This is a genomic window from Alteromonas sp. MMG017 (assembly GCF_018100795.1).
Taxonomy (GTDB): Bacteria; Pseudomonadota; Gammaproteobacteria; order Enterobacterales; family Alteromonadaceae; genus Alteromonas.
This window is the reverse complement of record NZ_JAGJDY010000006.1, coordinates 229669-253383: the sequence shown is the minus strand read 5'-3', so window position 1 is coordinate 253383 and position 23715 is coordinate 229669. Positions and strand designations below refer to the sequence as shown.

Annotated in this window: 22 protein-coding genes; 12 read left to right on the top strand and 10 right to left on the bottom strand. The window is 42.8% G+C overall.

All coding sequences use genetic code 11. The features are described from left to right. Positions 1 to 61 precede the first annotated feature (61 nt). Together J8L84_RS11625 and J8L84_RS11620 are read right to left on the bottom strand one after the other, a co-directional pair. A complete protein-coding gene (locus J8L84_RS11625; protein ID WP_211070831.1) occupies positions 62 to 3211 on the bottom strand; it encodes an efflux RND transporter permease subunit in 3150 nt (1049 codons plus the stop codon). Next, positions 3211 to 4467, bottom strand: a complete 1257-nt coding sequence (locus J8L84_RS11620) for an efflux RND transporter periplasmic adaptor subunit (protein WP_211070830.1) — start codon at positions 4465 to 4467, stop codon at positions 3211 to 3213. Before J8L84_RS11620 ends, J8L84_RS11625 begins: the two co-directional genes overlap by 1 nt. A gap of 361 nt (positions 4468 to 4828) precedes the next feature. Here J8L84_RS11620 and J8L84_RS11615 point away from each other — a divergent pair, with 361 nt between their 5' ends. Beyond that, on the top strand, positions 4829 to 5137 hold the full coding sequence (locus J8L84_RS11615; protein WP_211070829.1) for an isoamylase early set domain-containing protein: 309 nt from the start codon (positions 4829 to 4831) through the stop codon (positions 5135 to 5137). A gap of 96 nt (positions 5138 to 5233) precedes the next feature. On the opposite strand, the gene J8L84_RS11610 is transcribed toward J8L84_RS11615, so the two are convergent. Further along, positions 5234 to 6160 carry an FAD-binding protein gene (locus J8L84_RS11610; RefSeq protein WP_211070828.1) on the bottom strand — a complete coding sequence of 309 codons (927 nt, stop codon included), beginning with the start codon at positions 6158 to 6160 and terminating at the stop codon, positions 5234 to 5236. Further along, positions 6157 to 6909, bottom strand: a complete 753-nt coding sequence (locus tag J8L84_RS11605) for an electron transfer flavoprotein subunit beta/FixA family protein (RefSeq protein WP_061997369.1) — start codon at positions 6907 to 6909, stop codon at positions 6157 to 6159. The genes J8L84_RS11610 and J8L84_RS11605 overlap by 4 nt, the downstream gene beginning before the upstream one ends. 365 nt (positions 6910 to 7274) lie before the next feature. On the opposite strand from J8L84_RS11605, the gene J8L84_RS11600 reads away from it, so the two are divergent. From J8L84_RS11600 to fldA, 5 genes are all read left to right on the top strand, one after another. Further along, a complete protein-coding gene (locus J8L84_RS11600) occupies positions 7275 to 8924 on the top strand; it encodes an electron transfer flavoprotein-ubiquinone oxidoreductase (RefSeq protein ID WP_211070827.1) in 1650 nt (549 codons plus the stop codon). A gap of 114 nt (positions 8925 to 9038) precedes the next feature. Next, entirely contained in the window at positions 9039 to 9440 is a 402-nt protein-coding gene (locus J8L84_RS11595) for an H-NS family nucleoid-associated regulatory protein (protein WP_062086422.1), read from the top strand. 119 nt (positions 9441 to 9559) lie between these two features. Next, on the top strand, positions 9560 to 10342 hold the full coding sequence (locus J8L84_RS11590; protein ID WP_211070826.1) for an alpha/beta fold hydrolase: 783 nt from the start codon (positions 9560 to 9562) through the stop codon (positions 10340 to 10342). Between the two features lie 110 nt (positions 10343 to 10452). Then, entirely contained in the window at positions 10453 to 10671 is a 219-nt protein-coding gene (locus J8L84_RS11585) for a DUF2788 domain-containing protein (protein ID WP_057792124.1), read from the top strand. Between the two features lie 29 nt (positions 10672 to 10700). Beyond that, the gene (fldA, locus tag J8L84_RS11580) at positions 10701 to 11225 is read left to right on the top strand and encodes a flavodoxin FldA (RefSeq protein ID WP_013784294.1); all 525 of its coding nucleotides are present in this window, start codon (positions 10701 to 10703) and stop codon (positions 11223 to 11225) included. A 105-nt stretch (positions 11226 to 11330) separates the two neighbouring features. Here fldA and J8L84_RS11575 read toward each other — a convergent pair whose 3' ends face one another. After that, on the bottom strand, positions 11331 to 13337 hold the full coding sequence (locus J8L84_RS11575; RefSeq protein ID WP_211070825.1) for a methyl-accepting chemotaxis protein: 2007 nt from the start codon (positions 13335 to 13337) through the stop codon (positions 11331 to 11333). 314 nt (positions 13338 to 13651) lie between these two features. Between J8L84_RS11575 and fur the strand changes: the two genes are divergently transcribed. Next, positions 13652 to 14077: a ferric iron uptake transcriptional regulator gene (gene fur / locus J8L84_RS11570; protein WP_057792126.1), complete on the top strand. Its 426-nt coding sequence runs from the start codon at positions 13652 to 13654 to the stop codon at positions 14075 to 14077. Between the two features lie 215 nt (positions 14078 to 14292). On the opposite strand, the gene J8L84_RS11565 is transcribed toward fur, so the two are convergent. Next, entirely contained in the window at positions 14293 to 15633 is a 1341-nt protein-coding gene (locus J8L84_RS11565) for a gluconate:H+ symporter (protein WP_211070824.1), read from the bottom strand. 283 nt (positions 15634 to 15916) lie between these two features. On the opposite strand from J8L84_RS11565, the gene J8L84_RS11560 reads away from it, so the two are divergent. Then, entirely contained in the window at positions 15917 to 16510 is a 594-nt protein-coding gene (locus J8L84_RS11560) for a gluconokinase (RefSeq protein WP_211070823.1), read from the top strand. Between the two features lie 84 nt (positions 16511 to 16594). Beyond that, positions 16595 to 17602, top strand: coding sequence for a LacI family DNA-binding transcriptional regulator (locus J8L84_RS11555; RefSeq protein WP_211070822.1), 1008 nt, complete (start codon positions 16595 to 16597; stop codon positions 17600 to 17602). A gap of 137 nt (positions 17603 to 17739) precedes the next feature. On the opposite strand, the gene J8L84_RS11550 is transcribed toward J8L84_RS11555, so the two are convergent. The 4 genes from J8L84_RS11550 to J8L84_RS11535 form a co-directional block, all read right to left on the bottom strand. Further along, positions 17740 to 18606 (bottom strand): D-amino acid aminotransferase, encoded by an 867-nt coding sequence (locus J8L84_RS11550; protein WP_211070821.1) that lies wholly within the window; start codon positions 18604 to 18606, stop codon positions 17740 to 17742. A gap of 2 nt (positions 18607 to 18608) precedes the next feature. Continuing rightward, entirely contained in the window at positions 18609 to 19541 is a 933-nt protein-coding gene (locus tag J8L84_RS11545; protein WP_211070820.1) for a biotin-dependent carboxyltransferase family protein, read from the bottom strand. Beyond that, a complete protein-coding gene (locus tag J8L84_RS11540) occupies positions 19531 to 20235 on the bottom strand; it encodes a carboxyltransferase domain-containing protein (RefSeq protein ID WP_211070819.1) in 705 nt (234 codons plus the stop codon). The genes J8L84_RS11545 and J8L84_RS11540 overlap by 11 nt, the downstream gene beginning before the upstream one ends. A gap of 98 nt (positions 20236 to 20333) precedes the next feature. Then, positions 20334 to 21062, bottom strand: coding sequence for a 5-oxoprolinase subunit PxpA (locus J8L84_RS11535; RefSeq protein WP_211070818.1), 729 nt, complete (start codon positions 21060 to 21062; stop codon positions 20334 to 20336). Positions 21063 to 21127: 65 nt separating this feature from the next. On the opposite strand from J8L84_RS11535, the gene J8L84_RS11530 reads away from it, so the two are divergent. The 3 genes from J8L84_RS11530 (at position 21128) to J8L84_RS11520 (ending at position 23696) form a co-directional block, all read left to right on the top strand. Further along, positions 21128 to 22000: a S1-like domain-containing RNA-binding protein gene (locus J8L84_RS11530; RefSeq protein ID WP_211070817.1), complete on the top strand. Its 873-nt coding sequence runs from the start codon at positions 21128 to 21130 to the stop codon at positions 21998 to 22000. Positions 22001 to 22026: 26 nt separating this feature from the next. Beyond that, positions 22027 to 22434, top strand: coding sequence for an OsmC family protein (locus J8L84_RS11525; protein WP_211070816.1), 408 nt, complete (start codon positions 22027 to 22029; stop codon positions 22432 to 22434). 185 nt (positions 22435 to 22619) lie between these two features. Beyond that, positions 22620 to 23696, top strand: coding sequence for an efflux RND transporter periplasmic adaptor subunit (locus tag J8L84_RS11520; RefSeq protein WP_211070815.1), 1077 nt, complete (start codon positions 22620 to 22622; stop codon positions 23694 to 23696). Positions 23697 to 23715: the final 19 nt, after the last annotated feature.

The window sequence follows — 23715 nt, the reverse complement described above, 5'->3', positions numbered from 1 at the left end:
GCGGTGTTTTTATAATCCGTTTAACGAACTAGACGGGAGTTTTTCTATTTATTAGCCAGTGTTACTGCTGCTCTATCGATGCAGAACCCACTGATTCAGTATGCTTTCTACCTTTGAATACATTTTTAATGTCGTTCAATATTAGGTACAAGGCTGGTACTAGTAGCAAGGTAATAACCGTTGCAAACAAAATGCCGAAAGCCAATGAAATGGCCATAGGAATAACAATTTGGGCCTGTAGGCTTCGCTCGAATACTATTGGCATTAACCCCATAAAGGTAGTTAACGATGTTAATATAATCGCGCGGAAACGTTGCGTACCTGCACTAATGGCTGCGCGCATTAATGAATGCCCTTCTTGGCGGGCACGGTTAACAAAGTCCACCATAATCAAGCTGTCATTAACCACTACACCTGATAACGCAATAATGCCGCAAATCGACAGCACACTTACCGCCATGCCTAATACTAAGTGCCCGATAATGGCACCCACCACACCGAAAGGTATGACTGACATGATGATAAACGGTTGGCTGTAAGATTTAAGAGGGATCGCCAACAGCGCATAAATCGCAAATAAGGCAAACAATAAGCCTTGCGCCAAACTGATCATTGCATCAGCTTGTTCTTTTGCGTTGCCTTGTAACTGGAAATCAACTTTAGGGTAACGTGCTAACAAATCAGGCATGACAGAGTCGATAACCTCACCTGTAATTTCAGACGGATCCATTAATGCCTTGTCTACCACAGCAGTTACCGTAACAGAACGGCTGCCATCTACACGAATGATAGAATCAAAGCCTTCGCCCACGGTAAAGCTAGCCACTTGCTGGAAAGGTATCTCTTGGCCGTTTGGCGCACGAATACGCATATTTTCTAAATGCTCAACTGAACTACGCTCTGCTCTTGGGTAACGCACCATGACTTTGATTTCTTCATCGTCACGTTGAATACGCTGTACTTCCGCACCGTAAAAGCCAAAACGTACTTGCTGCCCAAGTTGTTGTAGCGTAATACCTAATGCATCGGCTTGAGGTTTCAATGCTAATTGAATCTCTTCACTACCACCTGAGAAGGTATCGTTAATGTCAGTTACGCCATCGTAACCGGACAAGATACTTTTTAGTTCATCGCTTACAGCTCTTAACGACCCAATATCACCAGAACTAAATTCGAAGCTAAGATCAGCACCACCACCTGGGCCACCAGGGGCGCCAATACTGAACGTCTTAACACCTGGTATTTCAGACATTTCGTCACGCCACAGCTGATGAATTTCATAATCGGCCATGGTACGAGTTTCACCTTTGGTCAGTTCGGCAAACACCTCCCCACCCAAGTCACCGTTATCAAACGCCATAGAGTGTTTGATTACACCTTCTCCGGTATCGTCACGCACCTTTTCATCCATTCGCATCATGCCTTCACGTAAAGCCGTAAGCACTTCGTCTCGTTGTTTTAACGAAGAGCCGGGCTCTAGCTCAAAACTTGCAAACATGAAGTCGCTAGGAATACTGGGGAAGAAAACAAATCGAACAATGCCGCCGCCAAATAAACCAATAGTAAGAATTAGCATGGCCAAGAAAACGGATACCGTGGTGTAGCGATTGCGTATTGTCTTTTCTAGAAATGGGGCGTAAACATTGTGTATAAAACGCTTAATACCTTCACTGAAAAAATCTCTGAACTTTTGCAGCTTGTTGGCCTTTGCAGGGTCGTAAGGCTTTAGTTTCATGTGCACTAAATGTGCAGGCAAAATAAGCTTCGACTCGATGAGTGAAAACACCAAACAAATGATCACCACTAGCCCAATGGTTTTCCAAATGACACCAAAGGGACCAGATACCATTAGCATAGGAGAGAATGCCGCTATGGTAGTAAGCACCCCAAAGGTGGCTGGCATAGCCACTTTCTTAACACCTGCAATGACATTTTCGGTGCTGTGCCCTTTTTGATCAATTTCGGAATAGGCCGATTCCCCCATTATGATGGCATCGTCCACCACTATTCCAAGTACCAGAATAAAGGCAAATAAGCTCAGCATGTTGATAGACACACCAAGCATATCGATAGGCATAACCAATAACGTACCCAAAAAGCAAACAGGCAAGCCAACAATAACCCAGAACGCCAGCTTTATTCTTAAAAACAACGACAGTACTAAGAACACCAATAAACCACCAAAGAACATATTTTCTAGCATCATGTTTAATCTATCCGCTAGATAAAACGAACTATCTCCCCATGTGTCGGCGGAAATATGGGCTGGAAAGTCATTCTTTTTCTCGTCAATGTAGCCGTTTACTTGTTCTGATATCTCTAATGCATTTTGATCACCCACCGCTTGCACACGAAGGCTAACCGCTGGCTTTCCATCGAATAATGCATATTGGTTGTTCTCAATAAAACCATCATTTATATAAGCAACATCGCCTAACGTTACCCGTGTACCATCAGCATTGGTAACCAACACTATTTGAGAGAAATCCCAACCCGTGTAAGCCTGCCCTTTGGTTCTAAGCAGAATATCGCCATTTTCTGTTCGAATAGAACCACCAGGTAAATCGATACTCGACTGACTTAAACGACTTACGGCGTCGGCAAAGGTCAGGTTGTATTTTTGTAAGTCGACCTCAGACAGTTCAACCGAAATTTCGTAATCCCTGGCACCAACAACTTGCACGCTCGAAATACCAGGAAGGTTTGCAACATCATCGCGAATGTCTTTTGCAAACTCTTTCAGTTCACGTTCACTGGCATCGCCAAACACAGATATCCAAATAACATCTTGCTGAATCTTTTGGCGATAGATAACTGGCTTTTCTGTATCGGCTGGAAAAAGAGGTATGGCATCAACTTGCACCTTCACTTCATCAAGTAAAGATTGGATATCGTAATCTTCTTCAACTTGAATGCTCACCGTACCCATCCCCTCTACCGCAGTAGAAGTGACTTGTTTAATGCCTTCTAAGTTCTTAATCGACTCTTCTATCTTGAGAATTACGCCCTCTTCTACTTCTTGAGGCGCAGCACCCAAGTACGGTACGCGAACGTTAATGATGTCTATTTCAAAACTAGGGAAAACTTGCTTTTGAATACTAAAGGCACCAAATAGCCCGCCAACAATTAACAACCACATCAACAGGTTTGCGGCAACATTGTTGCGCGCAAACCAAGCGATTAACCCTTTTTGCGTATCAATTTGACTCATTACTTACCCCCAGAAGAAGCAGGGCTGGTTTCAGTAGCATCGTCTTTAACGCCTACTGTTTCAGTGTCTGACTCTTTATCGTTCTCTGCTTCTGGTGGCATGGCAGGCTCATCACCTGGAAGTCTTACTTTCATGCCATTGTAAGGATTCGGAACCGCACTGGTTACTACTAACGCGCCACTGTTTAAGCCACTACCAATGAAGGCTTCTTCTGCCGTGGTACGCACTACGTCTACCGGTACAATTTCAATTTCACGATTGTCATTTACAGTGAGCACTGTGTTATCGAGGCGTAATATCGAGCGCGGCAATACGGTTAAGTCTTGCTTTTGATGAGAAACGATTTTGGCTTGAACAAATTGGCCAAAGCGAAGTGGCGCATTGTCGCCACCATTAAATTGATAAGGGTCTTTAACTTCAACCACGGCGTAAAGCACGCGGCTGCCTGAATCCAAAATGCCTTCAGAACGAACTAACTTACCAGTCCAAGTTCTATTTTTACCGCCTACCGTGGCGTTTAGTGTCACATCAGATTGATTGCTTGATTGGTTACCAATATCAACAAACATCAAGTCTTTATCGGTGATAGGTAAACGTACCTCAGCGGTGTCAGTTGAATAAACGGTGCTTACTGTGGCTCCTGCTGATACAAATTGACCTAAGTCGATGTTTCGCTCAACCACGATGCCATTGTACGGCGCTTTAATTTGGGTACGATCAAGATTACGTTTAGCACGCTCTAGTTTTGCCTCTGAGGCTTTAACATTGGCCTGCTCTTTTGCTAATTGAGGTTTACGCAAGCCAAGCTCTGGCGGCACTACACTGCTGACTGAACGCCATTCTTGCTCGGCTACTTTGCCTCTTGCTAGTTCTTCTTGAAGAGCAGCATGTGCTTGCGCTAGTTCGGCTTCGGCCAGCTTTACTTCAGTGCGGTAGTCATCTTGTTCAAGGGTGATTAACACATCCCCTTTTTGGAACATGCCCCCAACAATAAATTTATCGGACAAACTCACTACGCGGCCACTTACTTGTGCGCTAAGTGATGTTTTGTTGCGCGGCACTACATTGCCCTGCGAGTCAACCACAAAGCTAACAGGTTGGTATTCCATTGGTTTGGCATCAACAAGGAAGGCTTGCGTTTCAACGGGAATTTGCTCTGGCGGCTTACGTGAAGAAATCATAATTGCCGCAATAACAAACGCGACCAGAATGATGATAAGAGGTATACCGCTTTTGAGCCAAATGGAGTTTTTCATTATTTTCCCTGTAAAACGTAATACTAATACTTAACCATTGAATCGAGACTCACCTATTTGCATAAGTGAAATGTGTCTGGCGAACAATGGGTTAAAGCTATACGTGATTTATTATTTTTTTATTGTTTCTAGTGTAATGTGTTTCGACGTGAAGCGCTTGTCTTCGTTTGTTAAAAATTGTGAATTATTCAACTAATTATTGCGCTACTTAACGTAATATAAAAAAAACTGCATCGAATTAAAATGTAAGATTGCTAAATGAGTAATAATCGTTGATTATTTAAACACCTGCACACTCGCAGGAAAAGTTGCACTTATCGATGCAACAACGAATTTGTTACGCTAAAAGGGATGACCTGTCATGAGCCTAAAAAAGCAATACCTGAAATCTAAACCCGTTTGTAAAGTAACATTCCGCCTTTCCGCTGAAGAAGCAAAAAATGCCGATGAGGCTAGCTTAGTGGGTGACTTTACCGAATGGGACAAGCAACCTCTCTCGATGAAAAAACTAAAGAGTGGCGATTTTACGCTAACGATCAATTTAGAAACCGATCACGAGTACCAATTTCGCTATTTACTCGATGGTGATATGTGGGAAAACGATTGGGCCGCCGATGCTTATCTCCCCTCTACCATTGGAAGCGAAGATAATTCTGTGGTTCGTGTTTAACACTACCCTCGTCTGCGGTTTCTAACCGTTAATACGAGCATTAAAAAAGGCTGCGTTTAAAGGCAGCCTTTTTTGATATTTATAAAAGCATTGTATTTATAGTGTGTTTTCTAGTTCAGGCAACACATCAAATAAATCGCCAACAAGTCCGTAATCCGCTACCTGGAAAATAGGCGCTTCTTCGTCTTTGTTAATAGCAACAATGACTTTAGAGTCTTTCATACCGGCAAGATGCTGAATAGCACCCGAAATACCTACGGCAATATACAGCTGCGGCGCAACGATTTTACCCGTTTGGCCAACCTGCATGTCATTCGGTACGAAGCCCGCATCAACTGCGGCACGAGATGCACCAATAGCAGCACCAAGCTTGTCAGCAATACCTTCAAGTAACTTGAAGTTTTCGCCGTTTTGCATACCACGACCACCAGAGATAACCACTTCAGCGGCGGTCAACTCAGGGCGCTCAGACTCGGTAAGCTCTTCAGACACAAAGCTAGACTTTTCGCTTTCTTTAACCACATCGAGTGTCGTTACTTCAGCGCTTCCGCCTGTTGTAGCAGCATCAAAAGAAGCGGCACGTACAGTGATCACCTTTTTGCTATCAGACGATTGTACTGTCGCAATAGCGTTACCAGCGTAAATAGGTCTAATAAAGGTATCTTCGCTTTCAACACCAATGATGTCAGAAATTTGAGCAACATCTAAAAGTGCAGCAACACGAGGCATGAAGTTCTTGCCTGTTGTAGTAGCTGCGGCTAATAAATGGCTGTAATCATCAGCAAGTGATAACACAAGATCAGCGACGTTTTCGGCAAGCTGGTATTTGTAGACTGCGTTGTCGATAAGCAATACTTTGCTTACACCGTCAATTTGCGCAGCACTGTCAGCAACGGCCTGACAACCTTCACCTGCGACTAGCACGTGAATATCGCCATCCATTTTCGCTGCAGCATGAACCATTTTTGCAGTTTCTGACTTCAAGCTAGCATTGTCGTGCTCGGCATATACAAGAACTGTCATGAGATCACCTTTGCTTCATTCTTAAGTTTTTCGACCAACTCAGCAACATCCGCAACTTTCACTCCACCTTCACGTTGAGGTGGCGGCGTTACTTTGAGAACTTTAACGTTAGATTCAAGTGCCACACCGAAGTCGGCAGCTGATTTAACATCTAGCGGCTTACGTTTCGCTTTCATAATGTTTGGCAGCGAAGCATAGCGAGGTTCGTTCAGACGTAAATCGGTAGTCACAACAGCTGGCAACGTTAAGGCAACGGTTTGTAAACCGCCATCAACTTCACGGGTAACGTTAACGCTTGTTCCGTCTACCGCTACTTCTGATGCAAAGGTGCCTTGAGGCATACCGGTTAATGCAGCAAGCATTTGTCCGGTTTGGTTATTGTCTGAATCGATACTTTGTTTACCCAATACCACCAACTGAGGCTGTTCTTCTTCAACAACTTTAGCAAGCAACTTAGCCACTTGAAGAGAATCTAGGTTTTGGTCTGTATCAATTTGAATACCGCGGTCGGCGCCTAGTGCTAACGCAGTACGAATTTGTTCTTGGCAGCTTTTATCGCCAATAGAAACCACAACGATTTCTGTCGCTATCCCTTTCTCTTTTAGTCTTACTGCTTCTTCAACAGCAATTTCACAAAAAGGGTTAATGGCCATTTTAGCGTTAGTAAGGTCAACGCCAGAGTTATCGGCCTTCACTCTTACTTTAACGTTATAATCGATCGCGCGTTTGACCGGGACGAGTATTTTCATATTTACCTCAATTGTTGAGTTCGTCGGTGTATGTTGCTATTCCATGCTAATAAGCGGTTAAGGAAACAGCGTTACTTCACCACGCATTCTGAAACTTTAACAATGTGCTTTACGCTAACTTTGCGTTGCGGCGAAGACATTTTCAAAAGGCTAGACCCAAAATATCATTAACACCACGTTTACTTGCACAGTATTTGCGCTGCTAGTTAACGTTAACGTAAACTCCCTGCAATGTACTTACTGTTGACGTAAACGTCAACCTAGATTACCTTTCAGGGCGACAATTAATTTACATGTTTTTGACACATCGCATTATTTGTTTCATCAATAGTGCACTATAAAAAACCGAACATAAGGAGCCACCCGTGGAACGAGAATCGATGGAGTTTGACGTAGTCATCGTCGGTGCCGGCCCAGCTGGACTATCAACCGCCTGCAAGCTTATGCAGCTTGCCAATGAAAACAACCAAGAACTCATGGTTTGTGTTGTCGAAAAAGGCTCTGAAGTGGGTGCACATATTCTCTCAGGTGCGGTATTTGAGCCTAGAGCAATGAACGAACTTTTTCCAGATTGGAAGGAAAAAGGCGCACCTTTGAACACCCCAGTGACCGAAGATCATATTTATTTATTGAATAGTGAATCATCATCAAAACGCCTACCAAACGCAATTACCCCTAAAACCATGCATAACGATGGTAACTATATTGTGTCGATGGGTAATGTCTGTCGCTGGTTAGCTGAACAAGCAGAGCAACTAGGTGTGGAAGTCTTTCCAGGCTTTGCGGCTTCAGAGGTCATTTATAATGACGACGGCAGTGTTGGTGGCGTACTAACAGGCGACATGGGTGTTGGCGCAGATGGACAACCAAAAGATGGCTATATGCCGGGCATGGAACTTCGTGCGAAATACACGGTATTTGCAGAAGGTTGCCGTGGGCATTTAGGTAAAGACCTTATCGAGCACTTTTCGCTTGATAAAGACGCCTCGCCTCAACATTACGCCATCGGCTTTAAAGAAATTTGGGATATTGACCCTGCTAAGCATCAACCTGGATTAGTAGTACACAGTGCTGGTTGGCCGCTAAACGACGCGACTGGCGGTAGCTACCTGTACCACGCAGAAGATAATCAGGTATTTGTAGGTCTTATTGTTGATTTGAACTACAGCAACCCATACTTGAGCCCGTTTGATGAATTCCAACAATTAAAGCACCACCCTGTGTTTAAACAATATTTGGAAGGCGGGAAGCGTGTTTCTTACGGAGCCCGTGCTATTGCAAAAGGTGGCTTTAATTCTTTGCCCAAAATGACATTCCCGGGTGGCATATTAGTAGGTTGTGAAGCAGGGACACTTAACTTTGCTAAAATTAAAGGCAACCATACAGCCATGAAATCAGGCATGTTGGCTGCTGAATCTATTATTGAAGCATTAGCGAAAGATGCCGAGGCACCTGAAAGTGAATTAACTAGCTATACCGATAAATTTAAAAATTCGTGGGTATATGATGAATTATTCCGTTCACGTAATTTCGGACCGGCTATTCATAAATTAGGTAATTTCTGGGGTGGCGCATTTAATACCCTAGAGCAGAACTTCTTTAATGGTAATTTGTTTTTCACCATGAAAGACGAACATAAAGATTATGCTCAACTTGATTTGGCTGCTGATGCAAAAGAAATTGCCTATCCTAAACCGGATGGCGTTTTAAGTTTTGATAAACTTTCTTCGGTATTTTTATCAAATACCAATCATGAAGAAGAACAACCTTGTCATTTACAATTAAAAGATGCCTCTATTCCTTTAGAAGTGAACTTCCCTAAATACGCAGAACCTGCGCAGCGCTATTGCCCTGCCGGCGTTTACGAAATAATTGAAGAGGAAGGGTCTAAACGTTTTCAAATTAATGCGCAAAACTGCGTGCATTGTAAAACCTGCGATATTAAAGATCCTTCACAAAATATTCGTTGGGTTGTGCCTGAAGGAGCCGGTGGTCCAAATTACCCGAACATGTAATTTAAAGCCATTTATCTTAAAAAATTAAAAAGCGGACTCTCTCCGCTTTTTTTTTGTGCTAAATTTAATTATGATTCGCCCGAAAAATCCACTACGAAACGCTAAGGTTATTAAATGAACGAATTTTTAGATATTTTAACCCATGGAAGACGTTTACAAGGTGCTGTAAAGGAATTAAGCATTCAAGAGCTAGAAACTGTGCAAGAAAAACTTGCAAACATTATTGATAAAAGAAAAGAAAAAGCGCTTGAAGAAGAAAAAGTCGGTCAAGAAAAACGCGCGAAGCTTGAAGAAATTAAAAAACAAATGGAAGAAGCGGGTTTAAATTTTGAAGACTTACAATCATTAAATGAAGACACCCCTAAAAAGGTAGGTAAAAAGCGTCCAGTTAAATACAAATTAACGGATAGCGAAGGTGTTACCCACCCTTGGACAGGTATTGGTCGTATGCCTCGCGTATACAAAGAAGCACTTGAAAGCGGAAAGTCGTTGGAAGACTATTCAGTAAACGCGTAGTGCTAGTGCTATAAAGTGGGTTAGCAGTGAATTAGTTTACTGCTAACCACCCTATCTCTTGTCATTTTTAAATTTCCCCCCACTACTAGTCGTAATTACTATTTTTAATAGGGTATAAAGTGTCTTTGCATTTCAAATTATCTGAAGCCGAGAAAAATTCACCATGGCTAGTGTTAGTTCATGGTTTGTTTGGTAGTGCTGACAATTTAGCAGGTGTTAAACGCCATTTTGAAAGCACTTATAATATTATTAGTATAGATTTACCTGATCATGGGCAATCCCCTTGGACTGACGGGTTTTCGTTGGAAGCCGCAGTAACGGGAATTGTTGAAATACTCGATAACAACCAGGTTGATAAAGCTGCCTTTTTAGGGCATTCCTTAGGCGGTAAAGTGGTAATGCAATTTGCGTTATTAAACCCAGACCGTGTTAGCCATTTAATAGTGGCAGATATTGCCCCCGTCAAATATTCACATAGTCATCAAGCGGTGTTCGATGGCCTTAAAAATGTTCCTCTAGACGCAATAAGTGATAGAAAAGAGGCACAAACCGCCCTTTCTGAATACGTTAAAGAACCTGGTGTACAGCAGTTCTTGCTTAAAAGCCTATACCAAACTGATAACGATGAGTGGCAATGGCGTTTTAATGTTGATGGATTAATTGAAAGTTATTCACGAATACTTGATTGGCCTCAAAGTAATTTGACCTTTGAAGGGATAACCTTGTTTATTAAAGGAGCCGAGTCGGATTACATTAATAATTCTTATAGGAAGGAAATTGCAAAATACTTTCCTGGTGCCAAGGCACACATTATTGAGGGTACAGGGCACTGGCTACATGCTGAGAAACCAAGTGTTTTCAATGCAATTGTGGCTCGCACATTAGAAAAGACACCAAGTTAGCGCCATCTAAGATGCGAATGACTATTATTACTTTTTTTTGACCCTTTTTGACTCTGCTAGGCGTATATACTGTGATATAGTTGCGCCAGATTTTTTCCAATAAAGACACTATGCTTGCAGAAAACTTTGAGCTAATTGAAACCATCATGCTGTACGGCGGTTTATTTATACTATTTGTATTGATGAGCTTTGCGGTACACGATGTCCTATCAAAAAATAATGTGCCGTTAATTGGGCGTGTTGTGACCTATGGGGTATTAGGCTTAGGGGCCATTGGTTTCCTAGCAAAGGGAATCATTGAATGGTTCTGGCTAAGCACAGGTGTATAGTAACTAGTAACGAATAATAGAGGTTTGATATGGCAAGCGTTGGCCTGTTTTTCGGAAGTGACACCGGTAATACCGAACATGTTGCGAAAATGATCCAGAAGGAACTGGGTAAACAGCTAATTGATGTAAAAGACATTGCCAAGAGCAGCAAAGAAGATATAGCAGAGTTTGATTTGCTTATTTTCGGGATCCCTACTTGGTACTATGGTGAAGCGCAGTGTGACTGGGATGATTTCTTCCCAGAACTAGAAGACATTGATTTTACCGACAAGCTCGTGGCTATTTTTGGCTGTGGCGATCAGGAAGACTATGCAGAATACTTCCTTGATGCTATGGGTATGGTTCGCGATATCGTTGAAGGCCGTGGCGCCATCTTAGTAGGACAATGGCCTACCGAGAGTTACGATTTCGAAGCATCTAAAGGTATGGCAGACGACAACCACTTTGTGGGCTTAGGCATTGATGAAGACCGTCAGCCAGAGCTTACCGAGTCGCGTGTTAAGTCATGGTGTAAGCAAATTCACGACGAACTGTGTTTGTCTGAGTTAGCCTAGCTTTAATAGTTTTTTCAGCTTCATGCTGATGAGTAATAAAAACGCCGCTTATTTTAGCGGCGTTTTTGTTAGCGTTTTTAAATAACTCTTTAATACTTCGCAGGACTAAAGCTGAAAACGTTCTACCGCTCTTCTAAGGCTGTCAGTTTGAGCATCTAGCATCATAGTCGACTCATTGGCTTGACGAGTACTTTGGGCACTAGAATCAGCCAATGTAACAATGGTATTCAAGCTTGACGCAACATCTGCAAGCAATACATCTTGCTGCTGGGTATCTGAAACAATATGCTCATTTATTTGACTTAAACGAGCAATAATTTCTCGAATACTTTCAACCTGCTGCGACACCTGTTGGGTAATTTCTACCCCTTCCTGGGCTTGTTCTCTGCCCGCATTAATTGCTTTTACCGCTTTCTCGGCATCTTTTTGAAGATTGCCAATCATAGACTCAATTTCTTCTGTCGAGTTATGCGTACGGTTTGCCAAGGTGCGCACTTCATCGGCTACCACAGCGAAGCCTCTGCCTTGCTCTCCTGCCCTAGCAGCTTCAATTGCGGCGTTAAGTGCTAATAAGTTGGTTTGCTCTGCAATGGTTTTAATAACATCCAGAATGCTGCCTATGCTGCGTGAATGCCCATCTAAACGATTGATGATGTCAGCGGATGCTTCAGCCTGTCGGGCTTGACTGTCTACCTGACTGCGGTTTTGCGCCACTAACTCACTAATTTCTTCACTTTGCGCGGTGACCGTATGCAGCGCTTCCATGGCGTCATTGATTTGGCTTAAATTGCTACGGCTTGTATTCTGAACATCTTGGGTATTGGTGGAAATCACCGTTACCTGTTTACGTTGTTCATCCACACCTTGTAAGCTCTTTTCACCTAATGCGACACTTTCTTTAGTAATAGTAATTAAGCGCTTTTCTTGCTCTAAAATATTCCCGACTAACTCTCGCAAGCTATTAGTTAAGCTATTCACTTTGACAGAAAGCGCCGTAAACTCATCATTCCCTATTTCAGGCAGCGTGTGGCTTAAATCCCCTTTACTTAACTGGGTTAGGCCTTCATTGATTCTTCCGAGGGGCGTAGAGATACTGCGGGTTGCCAGCACACCTAACGTGATAGCTGCAATCAGGCCAATAACTGCCACAACAAAGTTTTTAACTAAGTTGGTTTGCACCGATTCAAGAATAGCATTTTGTCCTTGGATAGATTCAGACTGCACACTATCAAATAAGGTATTAATGCTGCTTAACGCTAATTGCAACGACGCTAACGCTTCGTCTTTTTTTGTTTGTGCTAAGGCTATTTCAGTTAACTTCTGTTGTTGCAATGCCACCAAACCGTTGGCGCCATTGACGTTATCAATAACTAAGGCAAATTGTTCATTAAAAGCAGCTACCGTGCCTCCATCATCAATATCAAGTGCAAGGCGATTTATGTAATCTTTATCTACCGTAATATTACTAATTTGATATTTTATATCGTCAATAATATTAGCGGTGTTTTGTGCGTCTACACTGGCGGCAAGTTCGTTAAAAGAATCAGTGGTGGTAAGCAGCTTATTATCAATATTGGTGCCCGCACCAATTAATGTATCTAAGCTTGGGCTGTCTGACTCTAAATAGGATAAATCTAACATTAAAGCACTTGCTTCATCTGCCGCGCTCAACACCTGATTTAATTTGTCGCCTAACGCGCTTTCCAACGCCATTCGCTTCGCTAACGCGGCATACATATCATGACTGTTTGCTACGTAAGCTAAGCTTGCCTCTACTGCTTCTACCGCAATGCTATTGCCCGGCAGAATAATGGTTAGGTTATCAAGATCATTAACAAACTCATTCGACAAAGATTCGAACTCTTGTTGATTTTCAGACAAAGCGCTAGGCGTATTTTCGTGAAAACCATTTGCGGTAACCACAGATAACGCCAGAATCTCGGTTTTCACTTTAAGCATGCTGGTTTGGGCTGGCATTTTGCGTTCAACCACGTCTTCTGCTGAACGCCTAATGTCGTTTAAACCGAAATAAGAAAGAATACTTGTGAGAAGTAACAAACAACCAAAAAGGCCAAAACCGATTTTTATTTTATTTATAACTGTTAATTGCATTGGCATAATTCAAAATACGCGATGGAATCTACGTACCAACCTCGTTTTACCATTATTGCAACAAGTTTAACAGAATGTTAAAAATATGCACTTGCAGTTTGGATAGATGCTATTAATCATTAGTAATAACTGAGACTTACAAACTGGTCTGTCCTCAGAAAATAGTTTAGTTACCGACAAGCCACTTTTATAAGAATTGCTAATTCGTTCGAATTTCCATCGTACCGAACAAGAAACAGCAGTTTTACTTTTAAATCCTGACGAGTTACCTATAATAGCTCCATTGATAAACATCTCGTTCTCAGTAGGTTGTAATGGATCAGAATAAAGAACTTAAAAAAGCAGGTTTAAAAGTAACCCTGCCACGTCTCAAGATTTTGCAAATTTTGCAAGAACCACAAAATCAACACATCAGTGCCGAGGACGTGTATAAGATTCTGATCGAACAAGAGGAAGAGATTGGTCTTGCAACAGTATATCGCGTGCTAAACCAATTCGATGATGCGGGCATATTGAATCGCCATCACTTTGAAGGTGGCAAATCAGTTTTTGAAATAAGCCACAAAGAACATCACGATCACTTGGTATGCCTTAAATGCGGCAAGGTAATAGAGTTTGAAGACGATATTATTGAGCAGCGCCAAGATATGATTGCCAAGAAGCATAATATTAAGCTTACTCACCATAGCCTGTATCTATATGGTGAATGTACAGATGGCAATTGCGAAGGTAACGACTAGTTACCGCAACGCATTACGAAATAAAGAAGGCCCTTCAATGTAAATTGAAGGGCCTTTTTGTTTTTCTTTCAAAACCACGAACAAGATATTTGGCATAACGCGCGAGCTCGCGTGGCCGAAATAATGGATACCGGTTTCCTAATTTCTCCTAACCTCTCAAGATCACCCTAAGTAAACATCAATAAAAAGTATCTGCATGTGTATGTGTATTTATCCTAGACAAACAAGGCTAAAAGGAGTGTTAGCATCAGTCCGACAACGCCAATGATAGTTGCCATGCAGGTCCAGGAAATTAAGGTGTTTTTTACTGAGATATCGAAATATCGGTTAATGATCCAAAATCCCGTATCGTTTACGTGAGACATAGCGGTTGCTCCAGCAGCGATAGAGATGGTCATTAGCGCTAATAAAGATGGTGATAACGACAGTGCATTTACCACAGGTGCCATCAGACCTGCAGCCGTTAACATGGCAACAGTTGCCGAGCCTTGAATGATCCTTACGGAAATGGCAATAAGAAACCCAGCCATAAGCGGTGGTAAGGGTGAAAGTGCCACCACATCAGCAAAAGCTTGTCCTGCCCCCGAATCGATTAATACTTGTTTGAACATACCACCCGCACCTGTCACTAATATCACGAGTGCAACTGGTTCTAACCCTTTCGATGCCACATTTCTCACTTGATCTGCACTTAAACCTTGGTTTTTACCCAGCCACTTAAAACATGCCAAGGTCGCGATGGTGAGTGCGATGAATGGATGTCCAACAAAAATAAATACCTGTTTTACTATGCCATCGGCTAGCACAAATTTCGCAATTGACCCGATGAGGATCACTACAAGAGGAAAGAATAACAAAGCGGCCACTAATGAAAATGAGGGCAATGCTTCTACTGGTCTAGCTTCGATATTTCTAATATGTTCCGGCACTGGCACATGGATTTTTTTGGCGATATACGATGCGTAAATTGGGCCAGCAATACAGGCACATGGCACACCAACAATAAAACCAAATAAAATCACTAGGCCTATATCAGCATTCAAAATAGACGCCACGGCAACTGGCCCAGGCGTGGGGGGAATAAAGGCATGGGTAACCGCAAGCCCTGCAGCTAAAGGAATGCCATAATAAATTAACGACTTACCGGTTTTTTGCGCCATTGAATAAATCAACGGCATTAATATAATAAGTCCTACCTCAAAAAACACAGGTATCGCCACAAGGAAACCGGTTATTACTAGTGCCCATTGGCTATTTTTTTCACCGAACTTCTGTTTGATGGTTAGCGCCAGTCTATCCACACCACCCGACTCTTCTAAGAATTGCCCGAACATTGCGCCTAGCCCCACTATAGTGGCAACAAATCCAAGGGTATTTCCCATTCCGCTTTGCATTGAATTGAGCACTTCTGTGGCGTCCATTCCCGTGCCTAATCCTACAAAAGCTGCTGCAATAATAATGGCAATAAATGCATGTACTTTTTTAGCAATAACCAAATAGGCCAGCAGCACAATGCTGATGATGGCGAAAAAAAGAAGTGAAAAAGTATCTGACATGTTTCTTCCCTATAACCTGCACTTAAGTCTGTACTTGAACCTGCAATTAGCGGCACGTAAAAATCTGAGGTACACGATGAAAATTTTTATTATTTAGTAGACAGAGAACACCTCAGGCAACCCGTTGTTACCCCATGCAACACAACGTTAACAAATTATGTATTCGCCGTAACACTATTATAAAGAAACCTTGAACGCAACCGGTTTCCGAATTATGCTTATTTTAAATTAATTAACGTAGTGTCGGGCTCATTGCTTAGCATTGAATCAAAAAGGTAGTTGAATGACTGCAAATACCGTTTTCTTTATTACTGGGGTTTCAGGCACAGGGAAATCTACCATCGGCGAGCGTGTGGCTTCTGAACTGGGATTCGTTTTTGAGGAAGGTGATAATTATCACCCTACCGCTAGCGTAGAAAAAATGTCTGCTGGTATTCCGTTAGAAGATGCCGATAGATGGGACTGGCTAACGCACTTGAATAAAATAGCCAAAGAGCATTTGGCAAATGATCAAAGCGCTATTATTTCTTGTTCAGCGCTTAAAGCATCCTATCGAGCAATATTATGTGAAGGGCTAACAGGTAGGCAAGCTGAAGAGCTAACTGAAGAGAAAACAAATCCATTAGCTAAAGGCGTTCAATCAAATGTAAGGTTCATCTACTTACATGGCTCTACCGATACCATTGGCCAGAGGCTTAAACAAAGACAGCATTTTTTTGTGGGCGATGATATGCTCAAAAGTCAGTTTTCTACCCTTGAAGTACCCACTAAAGATGAGGCTTTCTTTGTAGACGTGACACAAAGTGTCGATGAGGTAGTGGCTACCTGCAAAACGTTTATCAGCTCAGTGACAAGGGCGACATTACCCCTGGATTAAGGCCCTTTTAATACAGCCCTATAGCGCTCTCCTCGCGGCTTAATATGTAAACTGCGCACTAATAATAAAAATTGAATATACCCTATGAAAAATATAAAGAAACGTACCACCATTTCAGATATCGCAGCACATTTAGGTATTCACAAAACTACGGTTTCTCGCGCACTTAAAGATTCAAGTAGCATTTCTAAAGCGTTATCGCTGAAAATAAAGAACGCGGCTAAGGACTTAAATTACATCCCCAACCGCGCCGCACAAAGTTTATCTATTCAAAACAATAAAACGATTGCATTGCTACTGCCTTCATTTGGGAACAATGTCTTTAACGATGTAGTTTCAGGTGCAAAAACTATTGCTGATGAACTTGGCTATGCATTAATGATTGGTGACGCTACCTATTCAGAATTGGGAGAGGAACGAATTGTTGAATCTTATATTCAGCAAGCGGTTTCAGGTTTCATTCTCACGTCTAGCCGCCATACCGATGAAACCATAAGAATGTTAAAAAATACAAATGCGCCGGTTGCTGAAATAATGGATATGTCGGACTCTACTTTCGACGTTAATTATGGTGTAGATCATTTCAATGCGGGAAAAGAAATGACGGACTATTTAGTAAACGTGAAGGGCAGAAAGAAAATTGCTTTTTGTTCATTGCTGCTTGATTGGCGTGCTGTACTTAGAAAACGAGGCTGGGAGCAGGCCCTTCATAATGCACAGTTGCAAGATGATATGTGCCTTCAGTCACGTGCTGATGCCTCATTTCAAGCGGGCGCTGAATTGCTTGTGGAATCGCTTCACAAATGGCCAGACTTAGATGCCATATTTTTTGTTAGTGATGAACTTGCAGCCGGAGCTGTAATGGAATGTAATCGCCGGGGGATCAAGCCGGGAAAAGACATTGATATATGTGGTTTCAACGATTTGAGCTTTGCGAAAGCTATTTACCCTTCCCTTACCACGGTATCCACACCAAGAAGGGAGATGGCTGAATTAGCCACCCGCTCATTGATATCTATTATCGAAGGTAAAAGTGTAAGCGAAACAAGTAAAGTGTTCCCCTATCACATTAAATTAAGGGAAACCGCCTAGGCATTTTGCCTGCTTGCGCTTCCCTACCCTTCATTTTACAGCAGTATTAACAGACTTAGGTTCAGGCTTAAAACATCAAGCGTTTCGTTTTAAGCCCCAAGTTTGAGCTTTTAGCGTAAGTTTTTTAACTCTATGCCCTAAGCCTCAAACTTATAATTGTGATAAGCCTTTATGGCTTTCTCCCACATCGCCCCTACTTCACCAGTACCAATGGTTTTACCATCAACTTCAATTACAGGGGCAATTTCTTTGCTTGAAGATGTTAACCATACTTCGTCTGCGTTAAATAAATCTTCTGTGGTGAACCACTTTTCTTCTACTACCAAGCCCGCTCGTTTAAATGCTTCTAACGCTATTTGGCGGGTGATCCCAGGTAAAAGCTGGTTATCTAATGGTGGAGTGAAAATAGCGTTATCTTTTACCATGAAAACGTTGCATGAACTCGCCTCAGTAATAATGCCGTCACTATTGTGCAAAATAGTTTCTTGAACGCCACTCTCTACACCCGCCTGAAAGTGCATGACATTACCTAACAATGACGTTGATTTGATATGACATCGCTGCCATCGTTTATCTTCTTCAAGCGCTACTTTGAACGGTTTAACTTTATCCGCTTCTAGGGGTTGAGCGGGCGCAATTTCAAATGCAAAACCAAATACGGTGGGCGTAATATTTTGCGGGTAGGCATGATAACGCTTAGTGTCCGTGCCTCGACTAATATGAAAATACACGCCAATGTTTCCGCTTGGAAAATGGCTAGCATTGGCGTCAATAAGCCCATCTAGGTTTTGCTGCCATTGCTGTGCACTATAAGGGTTAGTGATAGAAATTGCGGCTAATCCATCACGCATTCTGCTTAAGTGGCCTTTCATACCCACTGCCTTCCCGTGATAAGTGGGTATAACTTCATAAATCCCATCACCGAACAAAAAGCCTCGGTCCATGGGGGATATTTTAGCTTCTGATAACGGCATAAATTCGCCGTTTAAAAATGCAATAGTCACTCTTATTCTCCTGTAAGGCGAAGTCGTTTTTGCCAATTCAATAAAAATGCGGCGCGAGCATCGTCGTAGTGCTGACTTATGAAAGTAACAGTCTCCCCCGGCACGGCTTGTGCTAAACGATTAACATCAAGCAAACTTACGCTGCCAAGCTTAGGGTAGCCTCCTAAGGTTTGTCTATCTCGCATCATCACAATAGGTTGCCCATCGGGCGGAATTTGCATCGCGCCAATGTGTATTGCTTCAGAGCGCATTTTACTAATGTGGCTATGAATGGGGGCACCAGACAATCGATAGCCCATACGATTAATATTCGTTGTTACCGAGTACGCGTTTAAAAACAACCGCCCTTTTTCAGAAGCATTAAATTTGTCTTCTTGGTAGCCAAGTATTAACGCTAAGGGTTGGTTCAAGTCGTATCGCGGCCAGTGCTTCTGTGCCAGCGCCCTGTGAGCACTGCGTAATGTTGGGGTTTCAATGTCGATGGAATCGCCAACCCCTAACGGTGCACCTTTGTTTTCAAGGCCGCCTATCCCCTCACGCAAAACCGTGCACGCACTGCCTAAAGGTGATGGCACTTGCCACCGCCCTTGTATAGCTAGATAGGCTTTGCTGCCCATGTGTTCACTGTCAATGGATACCCTATCACCCGCTTTAACAAAGATGGTTTCAAATGGGCAAGCCGATTGACCATTGACCAGGCAAACCACATTGCGACCGGTAGCCGCCACCTGCCCGTTGGTATCAAATACAAATTCTGCGCACCCTATAATTTCAATACACGGCGTATTTTCTTGGTTACCAGCGAGATAATTCGCCCACCAATATGCTTCTTCATCCATAGGGCCTGACTGACAAAAGCCTTGATGCTGTTTACCTTGCCGCCCACCGTCGATAATTAGGCTCAGCAAACCATTTTGTTCAACACTAACCTTCATGCAAGTCTCTGAATTCCTGTTCTGAAATAGGCGCGAACTTTACATTATCACCTACTTTTAAAAGCGCGTTATGGCTAGTATCCACTAAGTTTAGTGGGCATAAACCCAACAAATGCCAGCCACCAGGCGATGACGAAGGGTAAATAGCGGTTTGGGCATCGGCAATGGCAACCGCCCCTTTTGGTACCTGCTTTCGTGGCGTTTCTAATCTAGCGCAGTGCAAGGTGTCGGGCACGTTCCCCATATAAGCAAAACCTGGCGCGAATCCAACAGCGTAAACTTTGTAAGTCATGCTGATATGAGCATCAATAATATCCTGCTCGCTTAAGCCCGTTTTCTGGCTAACCAACGCTAAGTCGTTAGCTGGTTCTGCGCCGTACCACACGGGTATTTCATGAGTTTTCACGCTAATACCTTCAGTAGCATTTATCCTTATCTTTGGATCTTGCGCTGCCACTGAGCGAAGCATCTGATAAACATAATGGCTATCCACTTTGTGAGCATCAAAAACCAATAGCAATGAATCGTATGCCGGCACACATTCTTTTAGCCACGGAAACGCCAAGTTCGTAATGGCATGCAACCAATGCTGACATCGCGCATTGGCAATATCTACCGTGTCGCCCGCGAAATACAAAAGTATGGCATCTAAACCAGCAGGTACAATCTGCTTAATATCCCCAAAGGGATGCATAGTAATATCCTTAATAAAAAGGGTGAAATTGTGGCGACGTTAAGGCATTTATGTGATTTATTAAGTAAAAAGTGAATGCGCTTGTGCCTTCATACCGTCTATTTCATGCATTCACGAATTTGTTGCGCAATGTCAACTGCACCGGCGGTATCGCCATGCACGCACAGTGTGTCAGCCTGTAATGGCAATCTTTGCCCGCTAACGGTAATGACTTCCCCATCTTCAATCAAAAGCTTTGCTTGCGTTAACGCTTCTGCGGCAGTTAACACTGCGCCTTCTTGTGAGCGGGGCTGCAAAAAACCTTCATCGGTATATCGTCGATCTGAAAACGCTTCGAATATTAGCGACAATCCATATTCTTGCGCTTCGAGCACCAGCGCTTCATTGTGGGCGTGAGATTGCACCATCAACCCCAATCGACCTTTGTTAATACTACCCACAGCTTGCATAACAGCAGTGCGCACTTGAGGGTCAAGCATCATATCGTTGTATAACGCACCATGGGGTTTCACATAACTCACTGGCACGCCAACGATACTGGCCATACCCATCAATGCACTGACTTGATATTGAACACAGGCTATCAGTTCTTTTATTGGCATAGCGAGACTTCGACGTCCAAACCCTTGTAAATCGGGATAAGAAGGATGCGCGCCTATTTCAACATTACTGTTTTTAGCCAAATACAAAGCTTGTTTCATCACCACGGGATCACCGGCATGAAAGCCGCACGCAATGTTAGCTTGGTCGATAAATTTCATAATATCGGCGTCTACAGGCATTTGCCATGCACCGAAACTTTCACCTAAATCGCAATTTAACTTCATAAGTGTTTAGCTCTTAACCTCAATCCGATATCATGTTACCTGTTCTTTTTTAAAAGTCAGTGTTAATGATAAATATTGGAAAAATTAATACATTAAAAGTGGTAGCGGAATATCCGTTCGGCTATGAATTAGCGCCACTTACCGATAATGTAGATTCAACCGACTACAGTAGCGATGATATGCCTACTGTAACCTTACCTCACGACGAAGTAACCACGCCGTTGGAAGCGGAACAAACCCTAGATGTGTTTGTGGCTACCGATCAGCGCGGCGATTTGTTTGCTACCTTGAAGCCACCGCGCATACAAGTAGGTGAAACCAAGGTACTTAAAGCGATCTCTGCTACACACTTTGGTGCTTTCTTCGACTGGGGCTTAGAGAACGACTTACTCATACCCGCCGATTATCAAGAATCGCCTATTGACCCCGGTATGTATTACGTTGTTCACGCTTTCTTTGATGAAAAAACAAATCGAATTTTAGGTGCAACCCGCTTGCACTACTTCCTTAAAGAAGGCAGCGCCTATCTTAGCGAAGGTGAAAATGTAAGTTGCTTGGTTTATGCCAAGTCTGACTTAGGCTTCAAAGTGGTATTGAACGAGAGAGCCCTAGGCCTAATATTTCATAGTGATGCATTTAAACCGCTAAAAGTAGGGCAATCTACTGATGGCGTAGTTAAAACCATCCGTGAAGATGGCAAGATTGACGTGGTGTTACAGCGTCATGATAAGGAAACTCGTAATGCCTTGCAGCAAGCCATCTTAGATGATTTGGAAGCCCACGGTGGTATTTCAACACTCACGGACAAAAGTCCGCCCGATGCTATTTACCAGCATTTTAATGTAAGTAAAGCCGCGTATAAAAAAGCATTAGGCGCGTTGTACAAACAAAAGAAAATCACCATTGGCGCAGACGCTGTTCGTCTCACCCAATCGTAAGCAGGAAGTAATAGGTAGGAAGTACAATGAAAGCTCAAGTTTCATGGGATAAAGACCTCACTTTCACCGGTACAACCGACAGTGGGTATAAAACCGTCATGGACGGTAGTGGAAATGCAGTATCACCAATGGAATCAGTATTGTTAGCCGTTGGCGCCTGCTCCAGTATTGATGTGGTAGACATCCTTAAAAAGGGTCGTCACGAAATTAAAAGCTGTGAATGTGAATTAGAAGCCGATCGTGCTGATGACGCCCCACGGGTATTCACAAAAATTCATGCTCACTACACAGTGGTAGCAAGCAGCGTGACCGAGAAAGCATTAGCACGTGCAGTACAACTTTCTACTGAAAAGTATTGCTCAGTAATGTTAATGCTTACCGGCAATGTGGAGATCACCACCAGCTATACCTTAGTTGAATCCACACACAATTAGGCTAATACGCCACCTATTAGTGTAAAGGGCTATCAGTGATTGATGGCCCTTTTTTATTCTCCCACCAAAAACAATCTAACCAACTGATTATTAACATATAAATATCTTCTTACACTTACTGGCATGGTTGCTGCTTTTAGTTGGTAATAAACTAATAATTAACGACAACAATCAGGTATTTGACCATGGACGCTTCGTTTAACACTCTTCGCACACTGTCCCTTACTGGCGGCATACTTTCTTTATCTTTGCTACTAGGTGCGTGTACCGACGCCGATGCGATAAACCCTACAGAAGAAATTTCTGAAGCGGTGATAGCCATACCGGTAGAAGCCGCTGAAGTAACCAATGGTTCAATTAGCTCTACTTATACAACCACCGCCATTCTGGAAGCGAGAGAAGAAGCCTTTGTGGTTGCAAGAGCGTCAGGCATTATTGAACAGATAGTGGTAGAAGAAGGTGATTACGTTGAAAAAGGCCAAGTGCTTGCGCAACTAGATAAACGCAGATACGAACTTAATCTTGCGAAGGCAAAGGCAGATTTAACCGGTCTTGAGCGTGAGTTAGATAAAGTAAACAAAGTGTATTCTAAAAACCTAATCAGTGTAGATACCTACGACAAACTGACCGCTCAATATGAGTCAGCTAAAGCATCGGTTCATCTTGCTGAACTAGATTTAAAAGAAACCACCATTACTGCCCCTATCAGTGGTTTTATTGCTTCTCGTAATGCCAAAGTAGGTAACCTGACTGAGTCTTTCCAGCGAGAGCGCATGTTCCATATTGTGCAACAGCAGAATTTACAAGGTGTAGTGTATTTACCTGAAAACGAATTACAAAATGTGGCGGTAGGTCAACCCGCAACTCTTATTGTTGCTGCACTAGGTAATAAGTCGTTAACTGCATCTGTCGAGCGAATTAGCCCTGTTATTGATGCTGCCACTGGCACATTTAAAGTTACCCTTGCAGTGCCGAATGAAAAACACGTATTAAAAGCGGGCATGTTTACCGACGTGGCTCTCGAATATGCACTCCACAATAGCGCTACGCTACTTCCACGTCGTGCCCTTATCACGATGGACAATCAACATAGCGTCTTTGTTGTTAAAGACAACATAGCCACAAAAGTCGACATTGTTACTGGCTTTGAACAAGACGAAATGATTGAAGTGTTAAGCGGCTTACAAGGTGATGAGAAAGTCGTTACCGCTGGCCACCAAAACTTAAAAGACCAAGCCCCTGTAGATGTAGTCAACGGCTAAGCCCGCTATAAGAAGGAAA

Bases quoted from the DNA above. Each gene is read 5' to 3' on its own strand.
- J8L84_RS11615 (WP_211070829.1), top strand. From the start codon at position 4,829: ATGAGCCTAAAAAAGCAATACCTGAAATCTAAACCCGTTTGTAAAGTA.
- J8L84_RS11540 (WP_211070819.1), bottom strand. From the start codon at position 20,235: ATGCATCCCTTTGGGGATATTAAGCAGATTGTACCTGCTGGTTTAGAT.
- J8L84_RS11605 (WP_061997369.1), bottom strand. From the start codon at position 6,909: ATGAAAATACTCGTCCCGGTCAAACGCGCGATCGATTATAACGTTAAA.
- J8L84_RS11530 (WP_211070817.1), top strand. From the start codon at position 21,128: ATGATAAATATTGGAAAAATTAATACATTAAAAGTGGTAGCGGAATAT.
- J8L84_RS11545 (WP_211070820.1), bottom strand. From the start codon at position 19,541: ATGAAGGTTAGTGTTGAACAAAATGGTTTGCTGAGCCTAATTATCGAC.
- J8L84_RS11565 (WP_211070824.1), bottom strand. From the start codon at position 15,633: ATGTCAGATACTTTTTCACTTCTTTTTTTCGCCATCATCAGCATTGTG.
- fldA (WP_013784294.1), top strand. From the start codon at position 10,701: ATGGCAAGCGTTGGCCTGTTTTTCGGAAGTGACACCGGTAATACCGAA.
- J8L84_RS11520 (WP_211070815.1), top strand. From the start codon at position 22,620: ATGGACGCTTCGTTTAACACTCTTCGCACACTGTCCCTTACTGGCGGC.
- J8L84_RS11625 (WP_211070831.1), bottom strand. From the start codon at position 3,211: ATGAGTCAAATTGATACGCAAAAAGGGTTAATCGCTTGGTTTGCGCGC.
- fur (WP_057792126.1), top strand. From the start codon at position 13,652: ATGGATCAGAATAAAGAACTTAAAAAAGCAGGTTTAAAAGTAACCCTG.
- J8L84_RS11595 (WP_062086422.1), top strand. From the start codon at position 9,039: ATGAACGAATTTTTAGATATTTTAACCCATGGAAGACGTTTACAAGGT.
- J8L84_RS11560 (WP_211070823.1), top strand. From the start codon at position 15,917: ATGACTGCAAATACCGTTTTCTTTATTACTGGGGTTTCAGGCACAGGG.
- J8L84_RS11535 (WP_211070818.1), bottom strand. From the start codon at position 21,062: ATGAAGTTAAATTGCGATTTAGGTGAAAGTTTCGGTGCATGGCAAATG.
- J8L84_RS11610 (WP_211070828.1), bottom strand. From the start codon at position 6,160: ATGACAGTTCTTGTATATGCCGAGCACGACAATGCTAGCTTGAAGTCA.
- J8L84_RS11555 (WP_211070822.1), top strand. From the start codon at position 16,595: ATGAAAAATATAAAGAAACGTACCACCATTTCAGATATCGCAGCACAT.
- J8L84_RS11575 (WP_211070825.1), bottom strand. From the start codon at position 13,337: ATGCAATTAACAGTTATAAATAAAATAAAAATCGGTTTTGGCCTTTTT.
- J8L84_RS11620 (WP_211070830.1), bottom strand. From the start codon at position 4,467: ATGAAAAACTCCATTTGGCTCAAAAGCGGTATACCTCTTATCATCATT.
- J8L84_RS11525 (WP_211070816.1), top strand. From the start codon at position 22,027: ATGAAAGCTCAAGTTTCATGGGATAAAGACCTCACTTTCACCGGTACA.
- J8L84_RS11585 (WP_057792124.1), top strand. From the start codon at position 10,453: ATGCTTGCAGAAAACTTTGAGCTAATTGAAACCATCATGCTGTACGGC.